General features: G+C 70.5%; 17 protein-coding genes and 2 pseudogenes. 10 read left to right on the plus strand and 9 right to left on the minus strand.

Going from position 1 to position 22,577, the window contains the following annotated elements; genetic code table 11:
• Positions 1–24 precede the first annotated feature (24 nt).
• Together AC1P0E_RS03040 and AC1P0E_RS03045 are read left to right on the plus strand one after the other, a co-directional pair.
• Positions 25–1,983, plus strand: a complete 1,959-nt coding sequence (locus AC1P0E_RS03040; RefSeq protein WP_482740598.1) for a beta-galactosidase — start codon at positions 25–27, stop codon at positions 1,981–1,983.
• 40 nt (positions 1,984–2,023) lie between these two features.
• Complete coding sequence (locus AC1P0E_RS03045; RefSeq protein WP_482740599.1) at positions 2,024–2,743, plus strand: glycoside hydrolase family 12 protein; 720 nt, start codon at positions 2,024–2,026, stop codon at positions 2,741–2,743.
• Between the two features lie 52 nt (positions 2,744–2,795).
• On the opposite strand, the gene AC1P0E_RS03050 is transcribed toward AC1P0E_RS03045, so the two are convergent.
• The 3 genes from AC1P0E_RS03050 to AC1P0E_RS03060 form a co-directional block, all read right to left on the minus strand.
• Positions 2,796–3,803 (minus strand): LacI family DNA-binding transcriptional regulator, encoded by a 1,008-nt coding sequence (locus tag AC1P0E_RS03050; RefSeq protein ID WP_482740600.1) that lies wholly within the window; start codon positions 3,801–3,803, stop codon positions 2,796–2,798.
• 206 nt (positions 3,804–4,009) lie between these two features.
• Entirely contained in the window at positions 4,010–5,737 is a 1,728-nt protein-coding gene (locus AC1P0E_RS03055) for a glycoside hydrolase family 6 protein (RefSeq protein WP_482740601.1), read from the minus strand.
• Positions 5,738–5,943: 206 nt separating this feature from the next.
• The gene (locus tag AC1P0E_RS03060; RefSeq protein WP_482740602.1) at positions 5,944–6,087 is read right to left on the minus strand and encodes a hypothetical protein; all 144 of its coding nucleotides are present in this window, start codon (positions 6,085–6,087) and stop codon (positions 5,944–5,946) included.
• Positions 6,088–6,394: 307 nt separating this feature from the next.
• Between AC1P0E_RS03060 and AC1P0E_RS03065 the strand changes: the two are divergent.
• The 3 genes and pseudogenes from AC1P0E_RS03065 to AC1P0E_RS03075 form a co-directional block, all read left to right on the plus strand.
• A pseudogene (locus AC1P0E_RS03065) lies at positions 6,395–7,291 on the plus strand (cellulose binding domain-containing protein); the annotation flags it as partial.
• Positions 7,291–7,512 (plus strand): glycoside hydrolase family 48 protein, encoded by a 222-nt coding sequence (locus tag AC1P0E_RS03070; protein ID WP_482740603.1) that lies wholly within the window; start codon positions 7,291–7,293, stop codon positions 7,510–7,512. The pseudogene AC1P0E_RS03065 and the gene AC1P0E_RS03070, both read left to right, overlap by 1 nt.
• 63 nt (positions 7,513–7,575) lie before the next feature.
• Positions 7,576–10,269 carry a cellulose binding domain-containing protein gene (locus AC1P0E_RS03075; protein ID WP_482740604.1) on the plus strand — a complete coding sequence of 898 codons (2,694 nt, stop codon included), beginning with the start codon at positions 7,576–7,578 and terminating at the stop codon, positions 10,267–10,269.
• Positions 10,270–10,522: 253 nt separating this feature from the next.
• On the opposite strand, the gene AC1P0E_RS03080 is transcribed toward AC1P0E_RS03075, so the two are convergent.
• From AC1P0E_RS03080 to AC1P0E_RS03090, 3 genes are all read right to left on the minus strand, one after another.
• On the minus strand, positions 10,523–12,970 hold the full coding sequence (locus tag AC1P0E_RS03080; protein WP_482740605.1) for a glycosyl hydrolase family 95 catalytic domain-containing protein: 2,448 nt from the start codon (positions 12,968–12,970) through the stop codon (positions 10,523–10,525).
• Between the two features lie 162 nt (positions 12,971–13,132).
• Positions 13,133–13,555 (minus strand): secondary thiamine-phosphate synthase enzyme YjbQ, encoded by a 423-nt coding sequence (locus AC1P0E_RS03085; protein ID WP_482740606.1) that lies wholly within the window; start codon positions 13,553–13,555, stop codon positions 13,133–13,135.
• Between the two features lie 19 nt (positions 13,556–13,574).
• A complete protein-coding gene (locus AC1P0E_RS03090; RefSeq protein ID WP_482740607.1) occupies positions 13,575–13,865 on the minus strand; it encodes a hypothetical protein in 291 nt (96 codons plus the stop codon).
• Positions 13,866–13,965: 100 nt separating this feature from the next.
• Here AC1P0E_RS03090 and AC1P0E_RS03095 point away from each other — a divergent pair, with 100 nt between their 5' ends.
• Entirely contained in the window at positions 13,966–15,051 is a 1,086-nt protein-coding gene (locus tag AC1P0E_RS03095) for an FAD-dependent oxidoreductase (RefSeq protein ID WP_482745634.1), read from the plus strand.
• Positions 15,052–15,056: 5 nt separating this feature from the next.
• Here AC1P0E_RS03095 and mltG read toward each other — a convergent pair whose 3' ends face one another.
• Both mltG and AC1P0E_RS03105 read right to left on the minus strand, forming a co-directional pair.
• Entirely contained in the window at positions 15,057–15,881 is an 825-nt protein-coding gene (gene mltG, locus AC1P0E_RS03100) for an endolytic transglycosylase MltG (RefSeq protein WP_482740608.1), read from the minus strand.
• Positions 15,882–16,253: 372 nt separating this feature from the next.
• Positions 16,254–18,062: an ABC transporter ATP-binding protein gene (locus AC1P0E_RS03105; protein WP_482740609.1), complete on the minus strand. Its 1,809-nt coding sequence runs from the start codon at positions 18,060–18,062 to the stop codon at positions 16,254–16,256.
• 112 nt (positions 18,063–18,174) lie between these two features.
• On the opposite strand from AC1P0E_RS03105, the gene AC1P0E_RS03110 reads away from it, so the two are divergent.
• The 4 genes and pseudogenes from AC1P0E_RS03110 to AC1P0E_RS03125 all read left to right on the plus strand — a co-directional run bounded on the left by AC1P0E_RS03110 (position 18,175) and on the right by AC1P0E_RS03125 (position 20,801).
• On the plus strand, positions 18,175–18,630 hold the full coding sequence (locus tag AC1P0E_RS03110; RefSeq protein WP_482740610.1) for a MarR family winged helix-turn-helix transcriptional regulator: 456 nt from the start codon (positions 18,175–18,177) through the stop codon (positions 18,628–18,630).
• Between the two features lie 115 nt (positions 18,631–18,745).
• A pseudogene (locus tag AC1P0E_RS03115) lies at positions 18,746–19,141 on the plus strand (FAD-binding oxidoreductase); the annotation flags it as partial.
• Between the two features lie 104 nt (positions 19,142–19,245).
• Positions 19,246–20,325, plus strand: coding sequence for an NAD(P)H-dependent amine dehydrogenase family protein (locus AC1P0E_RS03120; protein ID WP_482740611.1), 1,080 nt, complete (start codon positions 19,246–19,248; stop codon positions 20,323–20,325).
• Entirely contained in the window at positions 20,322–20,801 is a 480-nt protein-coding gene (locus AC1P0E_RS03125; protein WP_482740612.1) for a carboxymuconolactone decarboxylase family protein, read from the plus strand. The genes AC1P0E_RS03120 and AC1P0E_RS03125 overlap by 4 nt, the downstream gene beginning before the upstream one ends.
• A gap of 44 nt (positions 20,802–20,845) precedes the next feature.
• Here AC1P0E_RS03125 and AC1P0E_RS03130 read toward each other — a convergent pair whose 3' ends face one another.
• Positions 20,846–22,495, minus strand: coding sequence for a GMC oxidoreductase (locus AC1P0E_RS03130; RefSeq protein WP_482740613.1), 1,650 nt, complete (start codon positions 22,493–22,495; stop codon positions 20,846–20,848).
• Positions 22,496–22,577 lie beyond the last annotated feature (82 nt).

The following is a 22,577-nucleotide window of genomic DNA, read 5'->3' on the forward strand; positions in this document are numbered from 1 at the left end:
CCCCACTCGACCACAGGGACCGCTGTGATCCACAACCGCATCCTCTTCGGTGGCGACTACAACCCCGAGCAGTGGCCCGAGGAGGTCTGGGCCGAGGACCTCCGCCTGATGAGGGCGGCCGGGGTCAACTCGGTCACGCTCGGCGTCTTCTCCTGGGCGAAGCTCGAACCCCGCCCCGGCGCCCGCGAGTTCGACTGGCTCGACCGGCTGATGGACCTCATGCACGAGGCGGGCATCGGCGTGGTCCTGGCCACCCCGACCGCGTCCCCGCCGCCCTGGATGGGCGCCCGCCACCCCGACACCCTGCCGCGAGACGAGAACGGCCAGGTCGAGTGGTGGGGCTCGCGGCAGCACTTCTCGCACTCCAGCGCCACCTACCGTCGCTGTGCCGCCGCGATCACCGAGGATCTGGCGGCCCGCTACGGCAGCCATCCGGCGCTCACGATGTGGCACATCAACAACGAGTACTGCACCTACGACTGGGGCGACGAGGCGGCGGCGGCCTTCCGGCGCTGGCTCCGGAACAGATACCGGACGCTGGACGCCCTCAACACCGCCTGGGGAACGGCGTTCTGGGGTCAGATCTACGACGCCTGGGCCGAGGTCGTGCCACCGCGCCGCGCCCACTACCTGAAGAACCCGACACAGGTCCTGGACTTCAAGCGGTTCACCTCCGACGCCCTGCTCGAGTGTTACGTCGCCGAGCGCGACATCGTCGCCCGCCACAGCCCGCACATCCCGGTCACCACCAACTTCATGCCGCTGTGGACGGGGCAGGACGCCTGGAAGTGGGCCCGGCACGAGGACATCGTGTCCGTCGACATCTACCCGGACCCCACAGACCCGCACTGCGGCCAGTACAACGCCATGATCGGCGACATGACCCGCTCGCAGGCGGGCGGCCCGTGGATGGTCATGGAGCAGGCGGCGGGCGCGGTCAATTTCCGCGGGGTCAACCACCCCAAGCCGCGCGGACTCAACCGGCTGCTCTCCTGGCAGTCCGTGGCGCACGGCGCCGACGCCGTCTGCTTCTTCCAGTGGCGCCAGTCCCGGCAGGGCGCGGAGAAGTTCCACTCGGGGATGGTGTCCCACGCGGGCGAGCACGGCCGTACCTACCAGGAGGTCAAGCAGCTGGGCGCCGAACTCGCCCGGCTCGGACCGCGGATCGCCGGTACGCACTCCCCTGCCGAGATCGCCGTACTGCACGACTGGGACTCCTGGTGGGCGGACCAGCAGGACGGCCGGCTCTCCCGTCTCGTCGACTACACCGAAGTCCAGAACGCCTGGCACCGGGCCCTGTGGGAGTCGAACCTGCCCACCGACTTCGCGCATCCCGAGCACGACCTGACGGCGTACCGCCTGGTGGTCGTCCCCCATCTGTATCTGCTCACCGACACGGCGATCACCCGCCTCGTCTCCTACGTACACGGCGGGGGCACCCTCGTCTGCGGCTTCCTGACCGGGGCGGCCGACGAGGACGACCGGGTGCGGGAGGGCGGCATGGATGTCCGGCTGCGGGAACTGTTCGGCATCCGCACGCTGCACGAGTGGTGGCCCCTGGACACCGGATCGACCGTGGACTGCGGCGAATTCAGCGGCACCCTGTGGTCCGAGGAGCTGGAGCCCGCCGAGGGAGCGCAGCCGGTCGCGGCGTACAAGGGCGGCGAGCTCGACGGCAGGCCTGCGGTGCTGCGCAACGGCCGCGCCTGGTACCTCTCCACGCTCCCCGAACCCGACGCACTGCGGGATCTGCTCGCCGGCGCGGCGGCTGCGGCCGGTGTGCGCCCCGCCCTTGAGGAGCTGCCCGCGGGCGTCGAGGCGGTGCGCCGCGGCGAGCTGCTGTTCGTCCTCAACCACGGCACCGGCGACGTCACCGTGCCGCTGCCGGAGGGGCAGTACCGCGACCTGCTGACCGGCACCGCCGCAGCGGGCTCGCTGCCCCTGGAGCGCTACGGCGTCGCGATCCTGACCGCTGCGCCGTAGCCGGCCAACCCCCCATCCCCACCCACGAAAAGGGACAGTCATGGCATCACGCACACTGCTGCCCAGGTTCGCCCGGGCGGTACTCGCGCCCGCACTCGCGCTCAGCGCCACGGTCGCGCTCGCCTCCGCCCCGGCGCACGCCGCCGTCTGGAGCACCTGTGACCAGTGGGGCAACACCAGCCTGGGCGGCTACACGCTGTACAACAACATCTGGGGTTCGGGCGCCGGAGCCCAGTGCACCTGGGCCAACTCCGGCACCGACTGGGGGACCTGGGCCAACCATCCCGACATGGGTGGCATCAAGTCCTACCCCAACTCCAAGAAGGTGATCAACAAGCCGGTGAGCGCTCTGCGGTCGCTGACCAGCACCTACAACGTGACCGTTCCGTCAGCGGGCGCGTACAACTCCTCGTACGACATCTGGGACACGGACTACGACTACGAGATCATGCTCTGGGTCAACCAGTACGGCCCGGTCGGTCCGATCGGCTCCCACCAGGGCAACCTCACGCTCGGCGGCCACACCTGGGCCGTCTACAAGGGGAGTAACGGCAACAACGAGGTCTTCTCGTTCCTGCGGACGTCCAACTCCAGCGCGGGCACGGTCGACATCCTGCCGATCCTGAAGTGGATCACGAACACCAAGGGCTGGATGCCGGGCGATGAGGTGATCGGCGATGTGCAGTTCGGCTTCGAGGTCACGTCCTCGTCCGGCGGCCTGGACTTCCGCGCCGACAACCTGACGGTGTCGTCGAGTTAGTCCGCACAGCCGCATCACACCGCTGCGCGGTGCGGTGCGGCGGCCGTGCGGGTCAGGCGGGGGCAGACCCCGAGCTGGCCCGCACGGTCAGCTCCGGGACGATCAGCTCGACGCCGTCCGCTCCCTCGCCGGCGAGCTTGGCGATGACCTGCTCCACGGCCTGCCGGCCCATTTCCTGCGCGGGGATGGAGACCGAGGTGAGACGCACAGAGGCCTGCAGCGCCACCTGGTCGGGGCAGATCGCGACCACGGAGACATCCTCCGGAACAGCCCGCCCCTGCTGGCGCAGCAGGCCGAGCAGCGGCTCGACGGCCGACTCGTTCTGCACGATGAACCCCGAGGTGCGGGGCCGCTCGTCGAAGACCCTGGCGAGGGTCGCCCCCATCGCGGCATACCCGCCCTCACTGGGCCGGTGCAGCATCCTCAGGCCCAGCTCGCGGCTCTTGGCGCGCAGCCCGTCCAGGGTGCGCTCGGCGAATCCGGTGTGCCGTTCATAGACGGCGGGCGCCTCACCGATCACCGCGATGTCACGGTGGCCGAGCCCGGCCAGATGCTCGGCGCACAGCGCTCCCGTCGCCGCGAAGTCGAGGTCCACACAGGTCAGGCCGGTGGCGTCGGCGGGCAGGCCGATCAGCACGGCGGCCTTCTCGCTCTCGCGCAGCAGCGGCAGGCGCTCGTCCTCGAGCTCGACGTCCATCAGGATCATGGCGTCGGCGAGGCCGCTGCCGGTGACCCGGCGCACGGCCGCGGAGCCCTCCTCGCCGGTCAGCAGCAGCACGTCGTAGCCGTAGCCCCGGGCCGTGGTGGTGACCGCGATCGCGATCTCCATCATCACCGGGACATACATGTCGGTACGCAGCGGCATCATGAGGGCGATGATGTTGGACTTGCTGCTGGCCAGGGCACGCGCGCCCGCGTTCGGGTGGTAGCCGAGTTCCTGGATGCTGCGCTCCACCCGCTCGCGGGTGCCCAGCGAGATGGACCGCTTGCCGCTGATGACGTAACTCACCGTGCTGGCCGAGACTCCGGCATGCCTGGCGACCTCGGCGAGGGTTACCATTTCCGCTCTCCCGGACTCGGCGGCGAATCGCTTCGACAGTCTCTGCTGCGATGTGACGGTGCAGCTGAGCCCCTCGACCTTAGTTGTACGCCCAGAAGGTGTCCAGAGGTGAGTCGAAGCGCTTCGACTCACCTCTGGACAGTGGCACTTGGCCCCAGCTCAAGAAGTGCGGCGCCGGGGACCGGGGCGCCGGAGCCGCATGCGGCCTACAGCGCCGGGTGGGCGTTCTTCATGAGCTCCTGGAACTGGGCGGAGAACCAGTGCCCGGACAGTGGTGCGCCGGGCAGCGCCCCCGACATGTGGTTGTTGTTCCGGGGGTTGCCCTCGTACGTCGGGTCGCACATGCGGTCGAAGCCCTTGCCCTCGTTGTTCGGGATCTCCCGGCTGGAGCCGTCGGACTCGCCCGGCGGCTTCATCCACACGTAGGCGTCGATACCCGCGGCGGGCGCGGCCTGGGGCCGCTCGCCGAGGCCCGCCCCGGCCTGGTTGCACCAGTTGCCGAGGTGGATGCGGCGGTCGTAGCGGCCGCCGTCGACATAGCTGTCCACACTGGTCTTCGGCCCGGGAGCGGTGGGCCGGGCGGCACCGCCCCAGCCGTTGCGGGAGGTGTCGATCAGCATGCCCAGGCCGGTGTCGAAGCCGAGCGAGACCAGCTTGGTACGCATGGCCTGGGCGTAGGAGAGTTCGTCGACGGAGCGGTTCCAGTCGACCCACTTGGACTGGCGGACCGAGGCACCGTTCACAGAGTCGTCGATGGTGAAGTGGTCCTCTTTGAGGGCGCTGTAGTTGGCGGTGTTGACGATGAAGCCGTGGACGTCGTCGACGGTCGCGCCCTCGGCGGTGGCGGCGGTCTTGAAGAGTTCCGCGGAGGCGCCGAGGTTGTCGTCCCAGCCGAGCCAGCCGTGGTGTCCGGCGTCGACGTAGTTGTAGACGTTGGTCGCGTCGCCCAGCTTGTTCAGGGCATACCCGACGCCCTTCACGTAGTTGCCGTTGGCCTTCATCGTGTCGCAGTTGGGGGTGGCCGTCGGGCGCGGTGTGGTGTTGGTGACGAGGTTGGGCAGCGAGTCGATCTCGACGGTCGTCACGATGCGCAGACCGGCGTACTTCTCGTCGGCGAGGATCGAGGCGATCGGGTCGATGTACTGGGTCCTGTACTTGTCGATCTCGGCGGGGCCGAGTTCCCCGTTGGAGGCGAGGGCGGCGCAGTCGCGGCCCGGCAGGTTGTAGATGACGAGCTGGACGACGAGTTCGCCGTCGCCCTTCTGGGTGAGCGCCTCGTCGAGGTGGTCACGCAGGCCCATGCCGCCACCGACGCCCTCGATCGCGGCGGTTCGGTCGAGCCAGACGCCGGTGGGCTGGCCGGAAACGCGGTTGCCGCCCGGTTCCGCGGCGGCCTTGGCGGACCACTCGGGGTTCACATAGACCTTGGCGCCGGCGTAGGGGTTGTCCACGCGGTCGCCGGGGCCGGGCGGATCGGTGGGCGGGTCCGTGGGCGGGTCGGTGGGCTCACCCGGTCCGGCGTTGCAGGTGACGCCGTTCATCTTGAAGGTGGCCGGTATCGCGTTGCTGCCGCTGTACGAAGCATTGAATCCGAAGGAGGCGGAGGCTCCGGTGGCGAGCGTGCCGTTGTAGGAGACGTTCCTGGCGGTGACGTCGGCGCCGCTCTGGGCGATGTCGGCGTTCCAGCCCTGGGTGACCTTCTGGTTGCCCGCGAAGGCCCACGCGAGGTTCCAGCCGCGCACTGTGTCACCGGTGTTGGTGACCGTGATCCCGGTGGTGAAGCCGGAGCCCCACTGGTTCTGCACCGTGTACTCGACGGTGCAGCCCGCGGCGGCGGCCGCGGCCCCGCCATTGGCCGCGCTCATGGCGCTGGCCGTTCCGGTGGCGGCCGCTGTCAGAGCGGCGGCGGCCAGTAATGCCGTGCGAGATCTCATGGCTGAAGTCACTTTCTGTCCAGGGCGCGCAGGCAGTCGCGCAGCCCGATGCCGAATACGGTGGGTGTGCCGTCGTGGGAGCTGATCAGGGCGGGGCCGGCGGAACAGCCCCAGGCCTGGCGTTCCAGCCCCGGATCACCTTCTGATTCCCGGAAAGTCGGAGGTTGGGCTCCAACTGCCCAGCGCCGCACTGTCGTTGGTGAGCGTCATGCTGCCCTGGAAGCCGCCCGCCCGCTGTTGGCGGCGGAGTACTCCGCTGTGCAGGTGGGTGTGGCGGCCTCCGCGGAGACGACGGGAGCGACGGCAGTGCCGATCAGGGAAAGGGCTGCCGTGGTGAGCAGTACCGACAAGTGCGGGAGGGTGTCGCATGAGCGACTCCTTGCAGCTCGGTGCGGCCGGTACGGCCGCGTCGACTGACGGAATCGCTCCCACTGGTATTCACGAAGCTAGCGGCAAGCCCTTTGGATGAACAGGGGGTTCCGCGTTGATTTCTGAGACAGACAGCCCTCCAGCCTGTCGAATGACTTCGACTCTTCACATACCTTGACCGGGACATGGCGTGCGCTCACGCTGGGAGCGCTCCCACTGATTCAAGGCTTGACGCTCCACCTCCACCGCAGTCTCCGCCCTCAGAGCCGCAAGGAGGAGCAGAAACCCATGCCCCCCAGAAGGAGACGCCGCACTCGACGACGGTTATGGACCGCCGTCCTGGCAGCCTTCGCGCTGCCGCTGACGACGCTGACCCTCGGACCCGCGCCCGTACAGGCCGCCGAGATCGCATGCAGTGTCGACTACGCGACCAACGACTGGGGTTCGGGGTTCACCGCCGAGCTCACGGTCACCAACCGCTCGGCCGCCGCGCTCGACGGCTGGGCCCTGACCTACGCCTACGGCGGTGACCAGAAGCTGACCAACGGCTGGAACGGGGTCTGGTCCCAGTCCGGCAAGAACATCACCGCCAAGAACGCCGACTGGAACAAACCCGTCCCCCCGGGCGCGGCGGTGTCCACCGGCGCCCAGTTCACCTACAGCGGTACGAACACGGCGCCCACCTCGTTCGCCGTGAACGGCACCGCGTGCGCCGGCGCCCACCAGCCGCCGATCGCCGTGCTGACCAGCCCGCGGCCGGGCGCGGTCTTCACCGTGGGCGACTCGGTGCCGATGGCCGCGACCGCGGCGGCGGCCGACGGTGCGGACATCACCAGAATCGAGTTCTACCGCGACACGGAGCTGCTCGGCACGGACGCCGGCTCCCCGTACACCTTCGAGGCCACAGGCCTGACCGCGGGCGACCACTCCTTGTATGCGAAGGCGTACGACAGCCAGGGCGCCGCCGCCGAGTCCTCGCCCGTCGGCATCAAGGTCACCTCGGGGCCGGCGCTCGCCGCGGCCCCGGCCCAACTCGGCGTACAGCAAGGAAAGTCGGGCACCTTCGAGCTGAAGCCGTCCACCCGGCCGGCCTCGAACGTGACGGTCACGGTGGCGCGCACCTCCGGCAACACGGGCCTGACCGTCACCGACGGCGCCAGTCTCACCTTCACCCCGGCGAACTGGTGAACGCCGGCTCGACGTTGGCCTCCATCCGGTCCTTCTACCAGGACGACCCGGCCTGGTCGAAGATCGAGTCCTATCTGCGCGGCGGCGCGGCACCGGTCTTCACCTACCACCGGTTCTGGGCCCAGGCCGACATCGCACTGGCCATGGGCTCGTACGCGGAGCTCCTCGAACAGGCCCCGCCGCTCCGCGTACCGGCCGGGCAGGCCCCTCCTCCCTGAGGCCTGCCCGGCTCGTCCCGCGCGACCGCCCTCTGATCCCCGTGAACCCTGGAAGGACCCCCCATGCGCACATCCCTGCGCGCACCCGTGGCCCGCCCCGGCAGAGCGCGACTGCTCCCGGCACTGCTCGCCCTCGCAGCCGGAACCCTCGCCGGCGCCCCGCCGCACGCCCACACCGACTCGCCAACCACCACGGCCGTCGTCAAGGACGCCCCGGCCGGGACCGCCGCCGACTCCTACACGTGGAAGAACGTCCGGATCGACGGCGGCGGCTTCGTGCCCGGCATCGTCTTCAACCGGACCGAGAGGAACCTCGCGTACGCCCGCACCGACATCGGAGGCGCCTACCGCTGGCAGGAGCCGGCCAAGTCCTGGACGCCTCTGCTCGACTCGGTCGGCTGGGACGACTGGGGCCACACCGGGGTGGTCAGCCTCGCCTCCGACTCCGTCGATCCCGGCAAGGTGTACGCCGCTGTGGGGACCTACACGAACAGCTGGGACCCGGGCAACGGAGCCGTACTGCGCTCTTCGGACCGGGGCTCCAGCTGGCGCAAGGCCGACCTCCCGTTCAAGCTGGGCGGCAATATGCCGGGTCGCGGCATGGGCGAGCGCCTGGCCGTCGACCCGCACAAGAACAGTGTGCTCTACCTTGGCGCCCCCAGCGGCAAGGGGCTGTGGCGCTCCACCGACTCGGGCGCGAGCTGGGCGCAGGTGACGAACTTCCCGAACGTCGGCAACTACCGGGAGGATCCGTCCGACACCAGCGGCTACGCCTCCGACAACCAGGGCATCGTCTGGGTCACGTTCGACGAGTCCACCGGCTCCCGCGGCTCGGCGACCCGGACGGTCTACGTGGGTGTCGCCGACCGGGACAACGCCGTCTACCGTTCCACCGACGCGGGCGCCACCTGGTCCCGGCTGGCCGGCCAGCCGACCGGCAAACTGGCGCACAAGGGGGTCCTCGACGCCGAGAACGGATACCTGTATCTCGCCTACAGCGACAAGGGCGGCCCGTACGACGGAGGCAAGGGCCAGGTGTGGCGGTTCGCCACGAGGACCGGCGAGTGGAAGGACATCAGCCCGGTCGCGGAGGCCGACACCCACTTCGGCTTCAGCGGGCTGAGCGTCGACCGGCAGCGTCCGGGCACCGTCATGGTCACGGGCTACAGCTCCTGGTGGCCGGACACCCAGATCTTCCGTTCCACCGACAGCGGCGCCGCCTGGACCCGGGCCTGGGACCACACCTCGTACCCGGACCGGGAGAACCGCTACACCCTGGACGTGTCGTCCGTGCCCTGGCTCACCTGGGGCGCGAACCCCTCGCCGCCCGAGCAGACCCCGAAACTGGGGTGGATGACGGAGGCCCTGGAGATCGATCCGTTCGACTCGGACCGGATGATGTACGGGACGGGCGCGACGGTCTACGGGACCGAGAACCTCGGGCAGTGGGACAGCGGCGGCAAGTTCACCATCAAGCCGATGGTGAAGGGCCTGGAGGAGACCGCGGTCAACGACCTCGCCGCTCCCCCGTCCGGAGCGCCGCTGCTCTCCGCGCTCGGCGACATCGGCGGCTTCCGGCACACCGACGTCACCAAGGTCCCCTCGATGATGTTCACCTCGCCGAACTTCGCCACCTCGACCAGCCTGGACTACGCCGAGTCGAAGCCGGACACCGTGGTGCGCGTCGGCAACACGGACTCGGGCCCGCACATCGCCTTCTCCACGGACAACGGCGTCAGTTGGTCCGCCGGGCAGGACCCTTCCGGGGTGACGGGCGGCGGCACCGTCGCCGCGGCGGCCGATGGCAGCCGGTTCGTGTGGAGTCCGGAGGGCACGGGGGTGCGGACGGCGGCCGGGGCCGGCGCGTCGTGGACCGTCGCGACCGGAATTCCCGAGGGTGCCGCCGTCGAGTCGGACCGGGTCGACCCGAAGGCCTTCTACGGCTTCAAGTCCGGTACTTTCTACGCCAGTTCGGACGGTGGCGCGAACTTCACCGCCAAAGCCTCCAGCGGCTTGCCCACCACAGGCAGCGTCCGCTTCAAGGCCGTGCCGGGCGCGAAGGGCGACATCTGGCTGGCGGGAGGCGACAGCAAGGGGGCGTATGGTCTGTGGCACTCCACGGACGGCGGGAGCAGCTTCGCCAAGCTGTCCGGTGTGGAGCAGGCCGACACCATCGGCTTCGGCAAGGCGGCGCCCGGCGCGTCGTACCAGACCCTCTACGCCAGCGCGAAGATCGGCGGGGTACGGGGGATCTTCCGCTCCACCGACCAGGGCGTGAGCTGGACCCGTATCAATGACGATGCCCACCAGTGGGGTTGGACGGGCGCGGCGATCACCGGCGACCCCCGGGTGTACGGGCGGGTGTATGTGTCGACCAACGGGCGGGGCATCCTGTACGGCGACTCGGCGGGCTCGGACGGCGGCGGCGATCCGGCAGCCGCCTGCGCGGTGACGTACAGGATCACGAATGAATGGCAGGGCGGCTTCCAGGCCGATGTGCGGCTCACCAACACGGGGGCGAGCGCCTGGGCCGGCTGGCGGCTCGGCTGGTCCTTCGCCGACGGCCAGAAAATCACTCAAATGTGGAACGCCGAGTCCGCTCAGGAGAGTTCGGCGGTGACGGCGACGAGCCTGAGCTGGAACGCACAGGTGGCGCCCGGCGCCTCGGTGAGCTTCGGCTTCACCGGCAGCCGGTCGGGAAGCAATGCGAAACCGACGGCATTCACGCTGGGCGGCCGGACCTGCGACACCACCTGACAAGGGCCGGAGACGGGGACAGTCTGCTGGGCGGTGCGGGCCGGGAGCGCGTCGTGGGCGCTGTGAAAGGGGCGAGGTGATGTGCGCCCCGGCCGACCTGGTTCCGGCCGAGCAACCGCACGGTGAAGGTCCCTCCGTCGACCGGGTAGCTGCCCACGACGACGTGGCTGCCGCGGCGGTGGATCCGGTGGACCGCGGAAGTCGCCTGCGGCCGACGAGAGGCGGCCGACCGCGGCAGGGGACCGTTCACCGCTCACTCCAGTACGGCGGTCTGCCCGGCTGCGAGTTCCACCGTGCGCGCGTGCCGGGTGCCGTCGCACCCCGTCCAGCGGACCTCGGCGCGCGTGTCGGCCAGCGCCTCGACCGTCGCCGACACCACCGAACCGCCGGACCAGGCCAGTTCCGCGACGCGGATCGCGCCGCGCGCCCGCAGACCGGTCACCCGCCCCTCCGGCCAGCGCGGGGGCAGGGCCGGCAGCAGCTCGACCACCGGCAATCCGTCTCCGTTCACGGTGTGGCTCTGCAGCAGCATCTCCGCGATCGCCGCGGTCACACCGAAGTTGCCGTCGATCTGGAACGGCGGGTGCGCACACAGCATCGACCGGTACACCCCTCCACCGCCACCGCCGGCGAACGCGTCGCCGTCCGGATCGGGGTCGACCGGGCGCAGGTACTCGCCGAGCAGGCGGTGCGCCGACGCACCGTCACCGAGGCGCGCCCACAGGCCGATCTTCCATGCGATCGACCATCCGGTCCCGGCGTCGCCCCGGCCCTCCAGTGACCGGCGGGCTGCCTTCCGCAGTGCCGGACCGGCCAGGGACCGGCCGGGGTAGAGGCCGATCAGGTGGGAGAGGTGACGGTGGTGGGGCTCGGTCTCATCCGGTTCGCCCGGCCACTCCAGGATCCGGCCGTCCGCCCCGACGCTCAGGGGCGCCAGTCGCGACAGGGCCTTGCGGACCTCCTCGACGGCGGCGGCGTGCTGGCCGGTGCGGGCGACGCCGGCGGCTTCCAGTTCGCGGTCGGCCTCCAGCACGAAGTCGAAGAGCTCGCGGGCCAGCGTCACATCGGCCGTGCTGCCGGCCACCACGCTGGCCGGGCCCTCGGCGGTCAGGAAGTCGTTCTCCGGACTGGTCGACGGGGACGGGACGAGGTACCCGTCGCCACCCTCCACCAGCAGGTCCAGGACGAAACGGGCCGCTTCCACGCTCACCGGGAAGGCGGTCCGCGTCAGAAAGTCCACGTCGCGCCCGAACCGCCAGCGCTCGGCCAGGTGCGTCGTGAGCCAGGCCCCGGCCAGCGCCCACTGCGACCACTTCGGATCGCCCAGACCCTTGCCGACGGGCACGGCGATGCGCCACAGGTCGGTGTTGTGGTGGCACGTCCAGCCGCGCGCGCCGTACAGACCCCGGGCCGCCGCGCGGCCGGCCACGGCCAGATCGGCCACCAGGTCCAGGAGCGGCTCATGGCACTCGGGCAGGGCCGTGGTCTCGGCCGGCCAGTAGTTCATCTCGACGTTGATGTTGGTCGTGTACTGGCAGTTCCACGGCGGCACGATGTGGTCGTTCCAGATGCCCTGGAGGTTGGCGGCCTGCGTGCCCGGACGGGAGGAGGAGACCAGCAGGTAGCGGCCCAGGGCGAAGGCCAGCACGCACAGCCCCTCGTCGTCGGCGCCGCCGGCGCGGCGGGCCAGCCGCTGGTCGGTCGCCGGGGCCGGCAGCTCCGACGGGGCGCCGTCCTTCCCCAGGTGCAGGGTGACCCGATTCATCAGGGCACGGTGCGCGGCGACATGACGAGTCCTCAGCTCACGCCAACCGAGCACGACGGCGTCGGCGAGGTCCGCCGCCGCGTCGCGAAGGCACTCCTCGGCCGCCCGCCTCGGAGCGGAGTCCCAGCCGGCGAAACCGGTGCGGATCGCGACGAAGGCCGTCACCGCCGACGCACCACGCACCGCGACTACGGGGGCCGACACCCTCCGGTCCCCCGACCCGGCCGCATCCCCGTTCCCGACGCGCGCCGCGCCGCCCTCGACGGACACCCGTAGCAGCGCTGCGGCTCGCATCGAACGTACCCCGTCGTCCTCGGAGGTGACGCCGTCCCGGCGGGGCCAAGGCACCACGTGGCGCGGCGCGGCGAGCAGCAGCGCCAGCCCACCCCCCTCGGGGCGGACCTCGGAACGGCGCTGCGGGGTGGACAGCCGCAGGTCCACCGCGAGGCCCTCCGGGGCATCCGTCTCCAGCCGCACCGCGATCACCTGGTGCCCCACGGAGGCGATCACCTCCTGCCGCACGAGGTGCCCGGCGGCGGTCCGCTCCACCCGCGCGATCCCGTCGCGCAGGTGGAGGGAACGGCGATACGACTTGGCCCCCGCGAATGATCCGACGAACTCCAGCTCCAGGTCGCCGACAGGCTGGAACGCCTCCGCGTCGGCGCCCTGGGTGGCCCGCAGCTCCAGGCCGGCAGCGACGTGTCGGCCCGTGCGGATGTGGTGACGTACACCCTCAAGGAGGCCATCCGGAACTTTGGGCACGAGGGTGTCACCGGGCCCGGACCAGAACGTGTCCTCGTTCAGGTGGACACGCTCGACCGTGTGCCCGCCGCGGACCATGGCACCGAGCCGGCCGTTCCCGACAGGCAGCGCCTCCGCCCAGACCGCGGCCGGTTCCGTGTAGGTCAGCATCAGCGCGTGGTTCCCGGCTTCCATGGTGCGTCCTTCCCTGGCGGGGCACTCGTGCCGGGGCGGGGCCGGCAGAGGTGAACGAGCCCCATGGCGAAGATTCATCCGATGGTTCGTCGATGCCTTCTCCTGTTCCGCACGCAGCGTAAGGAGAATCGGCGGCCACCCCCAGGACGATCTTGACCTCGATCAGCCCAGGAAACTCAGCCGCACCTGACGGTTGGGATTATCCATATTGGTGTCGACCAGGCAGACGGACTGCCAGGTGCCCAGTTCCAGGCGGCCGCCGATCACCGGCAGGGTCGCGTGCGGGGGTACCAGGGCCGGGAGTACGTGGTCGCGGCCGTGGCCGGGGGTGCCGTGGCGGTGTTGCCAGCGGTCGTCGGCCGGGAGCAGGGTGTGCAGCGCCGCGAGGAGGTCGCTGTCGCTGCCGGCGCCCGTCTCGAGGATCGCGATGCCGGCCGTGGCGTGCGGGACGAAGACGTTGAGCAGGCCGTCCCTGCCCCGTGCCGCCTGCTGGAGGAACTGCTCGCAGTCGTGGGTCAGGTCGGCCACGGTCTCGTCCGTGCCGGTGGTGACGTTCAGGATGCGGGTGGTGAAGGCGTCGGACATGCCTCCATCATGCACGCGCCTACGCGCCCGGCAGAGTGTCCAGGTCCGGCTGGACCTCCACCGTGCATTCGGCGTCCTCCGGGCCCACGCCCTCCATGTCGCGCCATACGCAGATGCGTACGTGGTGGACGCCCGAGCCCTCGTGGTCCCACTCCGTCGCAAGGTCACGCACCACCACCGCCGCCACGAATTCGGCGTCCTCGGGCAGTGTGGCGGTGGTGATGGTGCCCCGGTAGCGGGCACCGAGGGGGCGCCAGCCGGCGCTTCCCGCGGGTGCGTCCACCCGGTACACGTAATCGACGGTGGTCATTCCGGCACCGTACCCACATCGCCGGGGATTACGTGGGGCGGAAGGTCCGGGGAAGATCCGCACCCTCCGGCCTGTTAGTAGAAACATGAACAATATTGGCGTGCGGGACGTGGACGTGGTGGTCATCGGTGCCGGGCAGGCCGGGCTGTCCAGTGCGTACCACCTGCGCCGCGCCGGACTGGAGCCCGGCCGGGACTTCGTCGTGCTCGACCACTCCCCGCGGCCGGGCGGCGCGTGGCAGTTCCGGTGGCCCACGCTGACGTACGGCAAGGTGCACGGCATGCACGCGCTGCCGGGCATGGAGCTGACCGGCGCCGACGAGGGCCGGCCCTCCTCCGAGGTCGTCGGGGAGTACTTCGCGGCGTACGAGCGGACCTTCGGTCTGGGTGTGCACCGGCCCGTCCGTGTGTCCGCGGTGCGTGAGGGCGAGGGCGGGCGGCTGCTCGTCGAGACGTCGGAGGGGGCCTGGTCGGCGCGCGCGCTGATCAACGCCACTGGCACCTGGGACCGGCCGTTCTGGCCCCGCTACCCCGGCCAGGAGACGTTCCGCGGGCGGCAGTTGCACACCGCGAACTACCCGGGGCCGCAGGAGTTCGCCGGACAGCGGGTGGTCGTCGTGGGCGGCGGGACCTCCGGCGTACAGCATCTGATGGAGATCGCCGGCGTCGCGGCGCGGACCGTCTGGGTGACGCGGCGGCCGCCGGTCTTCCGTGACGGCCCTTTCGGCGAGGAGCAGGGGCGCGTGGCGGTCGCGCTCGTCGACGAGCGGGTACGGCGCGGGCTGCCGCCGCAGAGCGTCGTGTCGGTGACCGGGCTGCCCGTGACCGAGGCCGTCGCACGGGCGCGCGCGGCGGGTGTGCTGGACCGGCTGCCGATGTTCGACAGGATTACGCCGAACGGGGTGTCCTGGGCCGACGGGCGTACGGTCGACGCCGACGTCATCCTGTGGGCCACCGGATTCCGTGCCGTGACCGACCACCTGGCGCCGCTCAAGCTGCGTGAGCGAGGCGGCGGCATCCGCGTGGAGGGCACGCGGGCGACGCACGACGAGCGGATCCATCTGGTGGGCTACGGGCCCTCGGCCAGCACCATCGGGGCCAACCGGGCGGGGCGGGCGGCCGTGCGCGGGATCATGCGGCTGCTGGAGCGGCGGGCGGAGAGCGAGCCGGTCGCGGTCGGTGGCTGAAGGCGTCAGCCGCCGTTCTTGCTCACGCCCCTGCGGTTCGCGTTGAACTCCTCGACGTTCTCGCGCTGTTCGGCGTAGCTGGCGGTGAAGCGGGTGTCCCCGGGTGCGACCGTGACGAAGTACAGCCACTCCCCCGGCGGCGGCTTCAGCGTCGCGTCCATCGCCTGCCGGCCCGGGTTGCCGATCGGCGTGGGCGGCAGGCCGACGCGCGCGTACGTGTTGTACGGGGTGTTGATCTTCGTGTCCGCGTGCGTGGTGTCGAGGGTCGAGCGCTTCAGGGCGTAGTTGAGCGTCGAGTCCATCTGGAGCGGCATGCCACGCGCCAGCCGGTTGTCGATGACGCGCGCGACCTTCCCCATGTCCTGGGCCGTGTCGGCCTCGGCCTGCACGATGCTGGCGATGACGACGTTCCGGTAGGCCGAGGGCGTGGCCCCGAAGTTCTTGCCTGCCGTGTTGACCATGTACGAGAGCAGACTCGCCGGGGTCGTCTTCTCGCCGACGGGGTAAGTGGCCGGGAAGAGGAAGCCCTCGGGGTTTCCCCTGGCCACGCCCGGCAGTTTCAGCTGCGCCTCCCTTGCCACCTTCTCGGTGGTTCTCGGAGCGACGCCGAGCGCTTTGTCGACAGCGGCGTACACCTGGGAGGACCGCCATCCCTCCGGGACCAGAAGGGTCCGGGGCTCGCGCGCCTCCTCCTCCTTGAGCAGCAGCAGGGGCACCAGGACCGCGGCGGTCGCCATCGCGGCGGCGACGCCCGCGATCAACAGCATCCGGCCGCGGCGCGTCAGACGGCGGCTGCCAGCGGGCCGTTTCTGCGCGGACTCGTTCTCCATGCGGGCACGCTAACCTGCCGTGCTCGCCGTTCCGGGGACCCGGGAGCAGCAATCTGTCCGCCCGGGCGGCGCGAACACACGAACACGGGAGCGGATGTTCGCCCGAACGCGTGGTCGTACCGCATTCCATTGCCCGGTCCGCTTGGGAGGCAGGATGCTTACGGTGCGCGAGCGACGGGCTGCAGACCGCGACCGCGCCGTCCCGAAAAGCACGAAGTACAAGGAGAACCCACGCTCATGAACCTCATCACCGACCTTCTCGCCGGCGCCTTCCACTTCCTGGGCTGGCTGGTCTGACCGAGGTCTCGCCCGGCGCCGCCCCTCCCCCGTCCCAGGGGACGGGCGGCGCTGCCGCGTCTCCGCCGCGGACCTTCAGGCTGTGGGCGACAGCCGGGCGTCCCTGCGCACCAGGGCCGCGTACCGGCCGTCCTGTGCGAGCAGTTGCTCGTGCGTGCCGCGCTCGACGGTCTTGCCGGCGTCGAGGACGACGATCTGATCGGCGTCCCTGACCGTGGAGAGCCGGTGCGCGATGGTGATGGTCGTACGGCCCGCCGAGAGCGCGTCGATGGCTCGTTGCACGGCGTGTTCGGTACGGGTGTCGAGCGCGCTCGTCGCCTCGTCGAGGATGAGGACGGGCGGGTCGCGCAGGATGGTCCGGGCGATCGCCAGCCGCTGCTTCTCGCCGCCGGAGAAGCGGTATCCGCGCTCGCCGACCAGGGTGTCGTACCCGTCGGGCAGTGAGGCGATGTGGTCGTGGATCTGCGCCGTGCGGGCGGCCGCGCGCAGCTCCTCGTCGGTCGCGTCCGGCTTGGCGAAGCGCAGGTTCTCGGCGACGGAGGCGTGAAAGAGGTACGTCTCCTGGGAGACCACGCCGACGGCGCGGGCCAGTGTGTCGAAGTCCAGGTCGCGTACGTCGATCCCGTCGAGGGTGACGCCGCCGTCCGTCACGTCGTACAGCCGGGGCACCAGGTAGCTGAGCGTGCTCTTGCCGGAGCCCGTGGGTCCGACGACGGCCAGGCTGCCGCCCGCCGGGACCGTGATGTCGATGCCGGTGAGGGTCTGGCCGCTCGTCTCGTCGTACGTGAAGTGCACGTCCTCGAAGCGCACTTCGCCGCGGATCTTCTCCAGCCGGACCGGCTTCTCGGGCTCGGTGATGTCCACCGGCAGGTCGAGGTACTCGAAGATCCGCTGGAAGAGCGCGAGCGAGGCCTGCATCTGCACGCCGGTCGACAGGAGGCTCACGGCCGGCCGGAAGAGTCCCTGCTGGAGCGAGACGAAGGCGACGAGGGTCCCGAGCGAGACGGCCGCGCCGCCGGTTGCCATGGTCAGGCCGGCGGCCCAGTAGATGACGGCGGGCATGGCCGCCATGACGATGCCGATGGTGGACATCCGCCAGCGCCCCGCCATGTTGGAGCGCACTTCCAGGTCGACGAGGCGCTCGGACTCGTCGGCGAAGGACTTGGTGAGGGAGTCGGCGCGGCCCATGGTGCGGCCGAGCAGGATGCCGCTGACCGACAGCGACTCGGTGACGGTGGCGGCCATGGAGGCCATCTGTTTCTGCCGCTGCGTGGTGATCTTCTTGCGCTCGCGGCCGACCCGGCGGCTGATCCACACGAAGACCGGCAGCAGGAGCAGCGAGACGACCGTCAGCCGCCAGTCGAGCGCCAGCATGGCGACGACCGTGGCCACGACCGAGGTGAGGTTCGAGACGAGCGAGGTGGCGGTGGAGGTCACCGTCGCCTGCATGCCGCCGATGTCGTTGGCGATACGGGACTGCACCTCGCCGGTGCGGGTCCTGGTGAAGAAGGCGAGCGGCATGCGCTGCAGCTGGGCGTAGACGGCGGTGCGCAGGTCGTGCATGACGCGCTGGCCGACCGTCGTGGAGATCAGGGTCTGGAGTACGCCGAAGACGCTCGTCACCACGGCGGTCAGGATCATGCCGAGGGCGAGCAGGCTCAGCAGCCCCGTGCGCCCCTGCGGGATGGCGGTGTCGAGGATCTCCCTGAGCATGAACGGGGAGGCGACGGCGACGAGGGACGAGGCTGCGACGAGCAGCCCGACGACGGCCAGCCGGCCCCGGTAGGGGCGGAACAGCCTGAGGATGCGGCGCACCTGCGCGGGCTCCTCCGGCTGGACGGGATCGCGGGCCGGGGGTGTCCACGTCGGTTGATCGGGATGCATGGGCTCCTTCGCGAGGGTTGAGACTGCCGGGATTCAGGGATCCTAGCGCATTGTTACCTACACTCACAATGACTGTATTCACAATGAGTATGGTCCTGATATTGTTCCCGGTATGAGCACCTCAGACGCCGACGGCCTGCTCGCCGAGCAGCTTCTCCGGCTGACGCGCCGGCTTCACCGGATCCAGCGTCAGCAGATGGAGCCGATCGGCATCACACCGGCCCAGTCACGCCTGCTGCGCACCGTTTCGCACTACGACCTGCACCACGAGCCGCCGCCGCGCATGGCCGACCTGGCCAAGCGCCTGGACGTGGTCCCCCGCGCCGTGACCACTCTCGTCGACGGCCTGGAGGCGAGCGGCCGGGTGCGCCGCGTGCCCGATCCCACCAATCGCCGCGTCATCAGGATCGAGCTCACCGACACCGGCCGCGCCACGCTCCGCGCCCTGCGCAGCGCGCGCCGCGACGCCGCGGAGGACATCCTGGCTCCATTGACCGCCGAGCAGCGCGAGGTGCTCGGAGGCCTGATGTCCGCTCTGGTCGACGGGATGCCGGAGCGCCGCTGCTGAGTCGAGGGGACTGACCCGGATGCCTCTGCTGGAGCCCGAGCCCGGATCGCTGCGCCCCGCAGGCCCGCACGGCCCCGCGCCCGACCGGGTGCCGGACGCCCTGGCCGGCGGCACGCGGGAGTTGCACGCGGAGCTGACCGTCGTCGATTCGGTCGTCCGGGCGGCCGACGAGCTGCTGCCCCGTCTGCCGGTGCTGCGCAGGGCCGGCTGCGCCGTCCTGCATCCCATGTGCTGGATGCGGCACTTGGGGGACGAGGCGCAGCTGCGTACGGTCGCGAAGGCGTGCGCCGAGGACGTCGTCGTGCCGGACGACGTACGCTGCTGCGCGTTCGCCGGGGACCGCGGGATGCTGCACAAGGAGCTGACGGAGTCGGCCGCGGCGCGGGAGGGCGCGGAGGTCGGGGCGCGTAAGTACGACGTGTACCTCTCCGCCAACCGGATGTGCGAGGTCGGGATGGAGCGCGCGACGGGCCGCGGCTACCGGTCCGTACTGCTGGAGCTGGAGGCGTGACGCGGCCGCCCACGTGACGGACCATCAGTTCCCGGGCCCGGGCTCGTCATTGTTTCCCGTCACGCCTCTGGGAACCGAAGGGCCCTCGCGCTACCCTCCGCCGCATGATTTCCACGGTGGTATGGGGCACCGGCAACGTCGGCCGCGCGGCCGTCCGTGCCGTCGACGCCCATCCGGCGCTGAAGCTCGCGGCCGTTCTCGTACACAACCCCGCCAAGGCCGGCCGCGACGCCGGTGAACTCGCCGGGCTCGGCCGGGATTTGGGCATCGCGGCCACGGACGACATCGACGCCGTACTGGCCACGCGGCCCGACGCCGTGGTGTACGCGGCGTCCGGCGACCTCCGCCCCGACGAGGCCCTCGCGGACATCATCAGGGCGATCCGGGCCGGAGCCGTGGTGGTCACGCCATCGATGTACGCGCTCTACGACCGGGTGGGCGCCCCGCCGGAGCTGCGCGAACCCGTGCTGGCCGCCGTCGCGGAGGGCGGCGGCTCGCTGTTCGTCTCGGGTGTCGACCCCGGCTGGGGCAACGACGTACTGCCGCTGCTGATCAGCGGGCTCGGCACCACCGTGGACGTGATCCGCTGCCAGGAGATCTTCGACTACTCCACCTACGACCAGCCGGACTCGGTCCGCCACCTCGTCGGCATGGGCCATCCGATGGACTACGAGCCGCTCATGCTCGCACCGACGGTCCCGACGATGGTGTGGGGCGGGCAGATACGGCTGATGGCCAGGGCGCTCGGCGTCGAACTCGACGAGATCCGCGAGACCATGGCCCGGCGACCGCTCGACGCCACGGTGACCACGAGAGCCATGGGCGAGTTCGAGGCCGGCACCCAGGGCGCGGTGCGGTTCGAGGTGCAGGGCATCGTCGCGGGCGAGCCGCGCATCGTCATCGAGCACGTCACCCGCATCCACCCGTCCTGCGCACCCGACTGGCCGACGCCGCCCGACGGCGCCGGGGCGCACCGGGTCGTCATCGAGGGCCGCCCCCGCATCGAGGTCACGGTCGAGGCCACCGACGAGGGCGAGAACCGGTCGGCGGGCGGGAACGCCACCGCCGTGGGCCGGCTGGTGGGCGCCATCGACTGGCTCGTGGACGCGAAGCCCGGCCTCTACGACGCGCTCGACGTCCCCCTGCGCCCCGCGGTCGGCAAGCTCGGAAGGAGCCAACGATGAGGATCGACATCCCCGAGCGCAAGAACGCGATCGAGTACGTGTGGGGCGAGATGGTCCCCGGTATCGGGATCGCCGCCTCGAATTTCTCGCTGTCCGTGTACGCCCATACAACCCTGGGACTGCGCGAGTTCGAGGCCGCGCGGCTGCGGATCGCGCAGATCAACGGGTGCGCCTTCTGCCTCGACTGGCGGACCGAGCGGGACGGCCGGAAGGTCGAGGAGGAGTTCGCCGAGGCGGTGACGCGGTGGCGCACCACCGACACCTTCGACGACCGCACCCGCCTGGCCGCCGAGTACGCCGAGCGGTACGCCCTGGATCACCACGGCCTGGACGACGAGTTCTGGACGCGGATGACGGCGTACTACAGCCAGCTCGAGATCGTGGAGCTGAGCATGAGCATCGGCTCCTGGCTGGCCTTCGGCCGGCTCAACCACGTACTGGGCCTCGACACGGTGTGTGTGCTGCCGGGTCACTGAGGTGGGTCCGGGGCCGCTCGGTGAGTCCGGCCGGCCCCGGCAGGTCATCGCCGCAGGTCGGCAGCGATGATCTTTTCGATGTTGCGTTCGGCGAGCGCCGTGATGGTGACGAACGGGTTGACACTGGCGTTGCCGGGGATCAGCGAGCCGTCGATGACGTACAGGCCCGGGTGGCCGTGGAGACGGCCGTAGTTGTCGGTGGCCTTGTTCAGCACCGCGCCGCCGAGCGGGTGGTACGTGAGGTGGTCGCCCCAGATCTTGTACGCGCCGAAGAGGTCGGTCCGGTAGATGGTCCCCTCCTTCGCGTTGATCTTGTCGAAGATCGTCCTGGCGGCGTCGATGGACGGTTGCTTCCAGGCGGTCTGCCAGTTCAGGCCGGCCTTCCCCGTCGCCGGGTTCCAGGAGAACTCGGCGCGGTGCGGGTTCTTGGTGATCGACAGATAGAACGAGGCGTAGGTCTCGATCCCGGTGGGCAGCGGCGCCACCTCTGCGAAGGCTCCACCTGCCGCCCAGTTGTCGATGCCGGCCGTGGGCATGGACGACTGGAGCTTGCCCGTCGCGTCCCACATGTGGTTGGCGCGGCCGCACATGACGTTGCCGTTGTCGCCCCAGCCCTTGCCGACCTCGTTGTTGAGGCCGGGGAGCGCACCGGTGGCCTTGAGCTCGGTCAGCAGCTTGCTGGTGCCGACGCTGCCGGCCGCGAAGAACACCCGGTCCGCCGTCACGCTCGTGGTGGCCGTGGTGTCACCGCCGGTGCTGATCCGTTCGATGACGACCGTGTAGCCCCCGCCGGCCGCCGGGGCGACCGAAGTGACCTTGTGCAGCGGCGAGATGGTGACCTTGCCGGTCGCCCTCGCGCGGGCGAGGTAGGTCTGCAGCAGCGACTTCTTGCCGTAGTTGTTGCCGTAGAGGACCTCGCCCTCCAGCGCCGACTTGGGGACGGCTCCGGCCGCCTCCTGCTTCATGTAGTCCCAGTCGTACACGTTGGGTACGAAGACGAACGGGAAGCCGGAACGCTGGGCGTGCTTACGGCCGACCCTGGCGTACTGGTAGCAGGCCGCGCCCTCCCACCAGGCCGGGTCGACATGGCTGACCCCGAGCCCGGCGTTGGCGCGCGGGTAGTAGACGTCGTACATCTCGGCCGCGTTCACCGACGGGAGGACGGCGCCGAAGTTCTCGCGCCTCGGGGTGACCGCCATCCCGCCGTTGACCAGCGAACCCCCGCCGACGCCGCGGCCCTGGTAGACCGTGATGCCGCCGAAGTCCTCGGCGTCCAGGATCCCGGTGTGGCGGGGGATGTCCTTGTCGAGCGGAAACCCAAGGAAGTTGCTGAGGGGCTGTTTGGTCTTCGTACGGAGCCAGAAGGAGCGGTAGTCCGGCCTGGTCGTGTTGGCGAAGATCCTGCCGTCCGGTCCTGGGGTGTCCCAGGACATGCCCATCTCGACCATGTGTACGTCGACGCCTGCCTGGGCGAGACGCAGAGCGGCGACGGAGCCGCCGTATCCGGTACCGATCACCAGGACCGGGACGTGGGCCCCGGCGGCGAGGGGAGCGGCGGCGGGGGCGGCCTTCACCGAAGCCGCGGCGGCCGGACCACCGAGCGCGACGCCCCCCAGAATGGAACCAGTTCCAGCGATGAATCCACGACGCGAGACGCCTCTGGAACCGGCGTCACGCTCGACAGTGTCACCCATGTGACGTTCCTCACTTTGAGGTGAACGGAAACAGGTTCTACTGCCGCCCGCGAACGAAGTCACTACATACCTGTGGGTAATT

The organism is Streptomyces sp. TRD_SC_5 (assembly GCF_056836825.1).

Coding starts and splice junctions, on each gene's coding strand:
- AC1P0E_RS03130 (WP_482740613.1), bottom strand. CDS start 22,495: ATGGGTGACACTGTCGAGCGTGACGCCGGTTCCAGAGGCGTCTCGCGT.
- AC1P0E_RS03055 (WP_482740601.1), bottom strand. CDS start 5,737: ATGAGATCTCGCACGGCATTACTGGCCGCCGCCGCTCTGACAGCGGCC.
- AC1P0E_RS03080 (WP_482740605.1), bottom strand. CDS start 12,970: ATGGAAGCCGGGAACCACGCGCTGATGCTGACCTACACGGAACCGGCC.
- AC1P0E_RS03110 (WP_482740610.1), top strand. CDS start 18,175: ATGAGCACCTCAGACGCCGACGGCCTGCTCGCCGAGCAGCTTCTCCGG.
- AC1P0E_RS03085 (WP_482740606.1), bottom strand. CDS start 13,555: ATGTCCGACGCCTTCACCACCCGCATCCTGAACGTCACCACCGGCACG.
- AC1P0E_RS03075 (WP_482740604.1), top strand. CDS start 7,576: ATGCGCACATCCCTGCGCGCACCCGTGGCCCGCCCCGGCAGAGCGCGA.
- AC1P0E_RS03105 (WP_482740609.1), bottom strand. CDS start 18,062: ATGCATCCCGATCAACCGACGTGGACACCCCCGGCCCGCGATCCCGTC.
- AC1P0E_RS03050 (WP_482740600.1), bottom strand. CDS start 3,803: ATGGTAACCCTCGCCGAGGTCGCCAGGCATGCCGGAGTCTCGGCCAGC.
- AC1P0E_RS03125 (WP_482740612.1), top strand. CDS start 20,322: ATGAGGATCGACATCCCCGAGCGCAAGAACGCGATCGAGTACGTGTGG.
- AC1P0E_RS03120 (WP_482740611.1), top strand. CDS start 19,246: ATGATTTCCACGGTGGTATGGGGCACCGGCAACGTCGGCCGCGCGGCC.
- AC1P0E_RS03045 (WP_482740599.1), top strand. CDS start 2,024: ATGGCATCACGCACACTGCTGCCCAGGTTCGCCCGGGCGGTACTCGCG.
- mltG (WP_482740608.1), bottom strand. CDS start 15,881: ATGGAGAACGAGTCCGCGCAGAAACGGCCCGCTGGCAGCCGCCGTCTG.
- AC1P0E_RS03090 (WP_482740607.1), bottom strand. CDS start 13,865: ATGACCACCGTCGATTACGTGTACCGGGTGGACGCACCCGCGGGAAGC.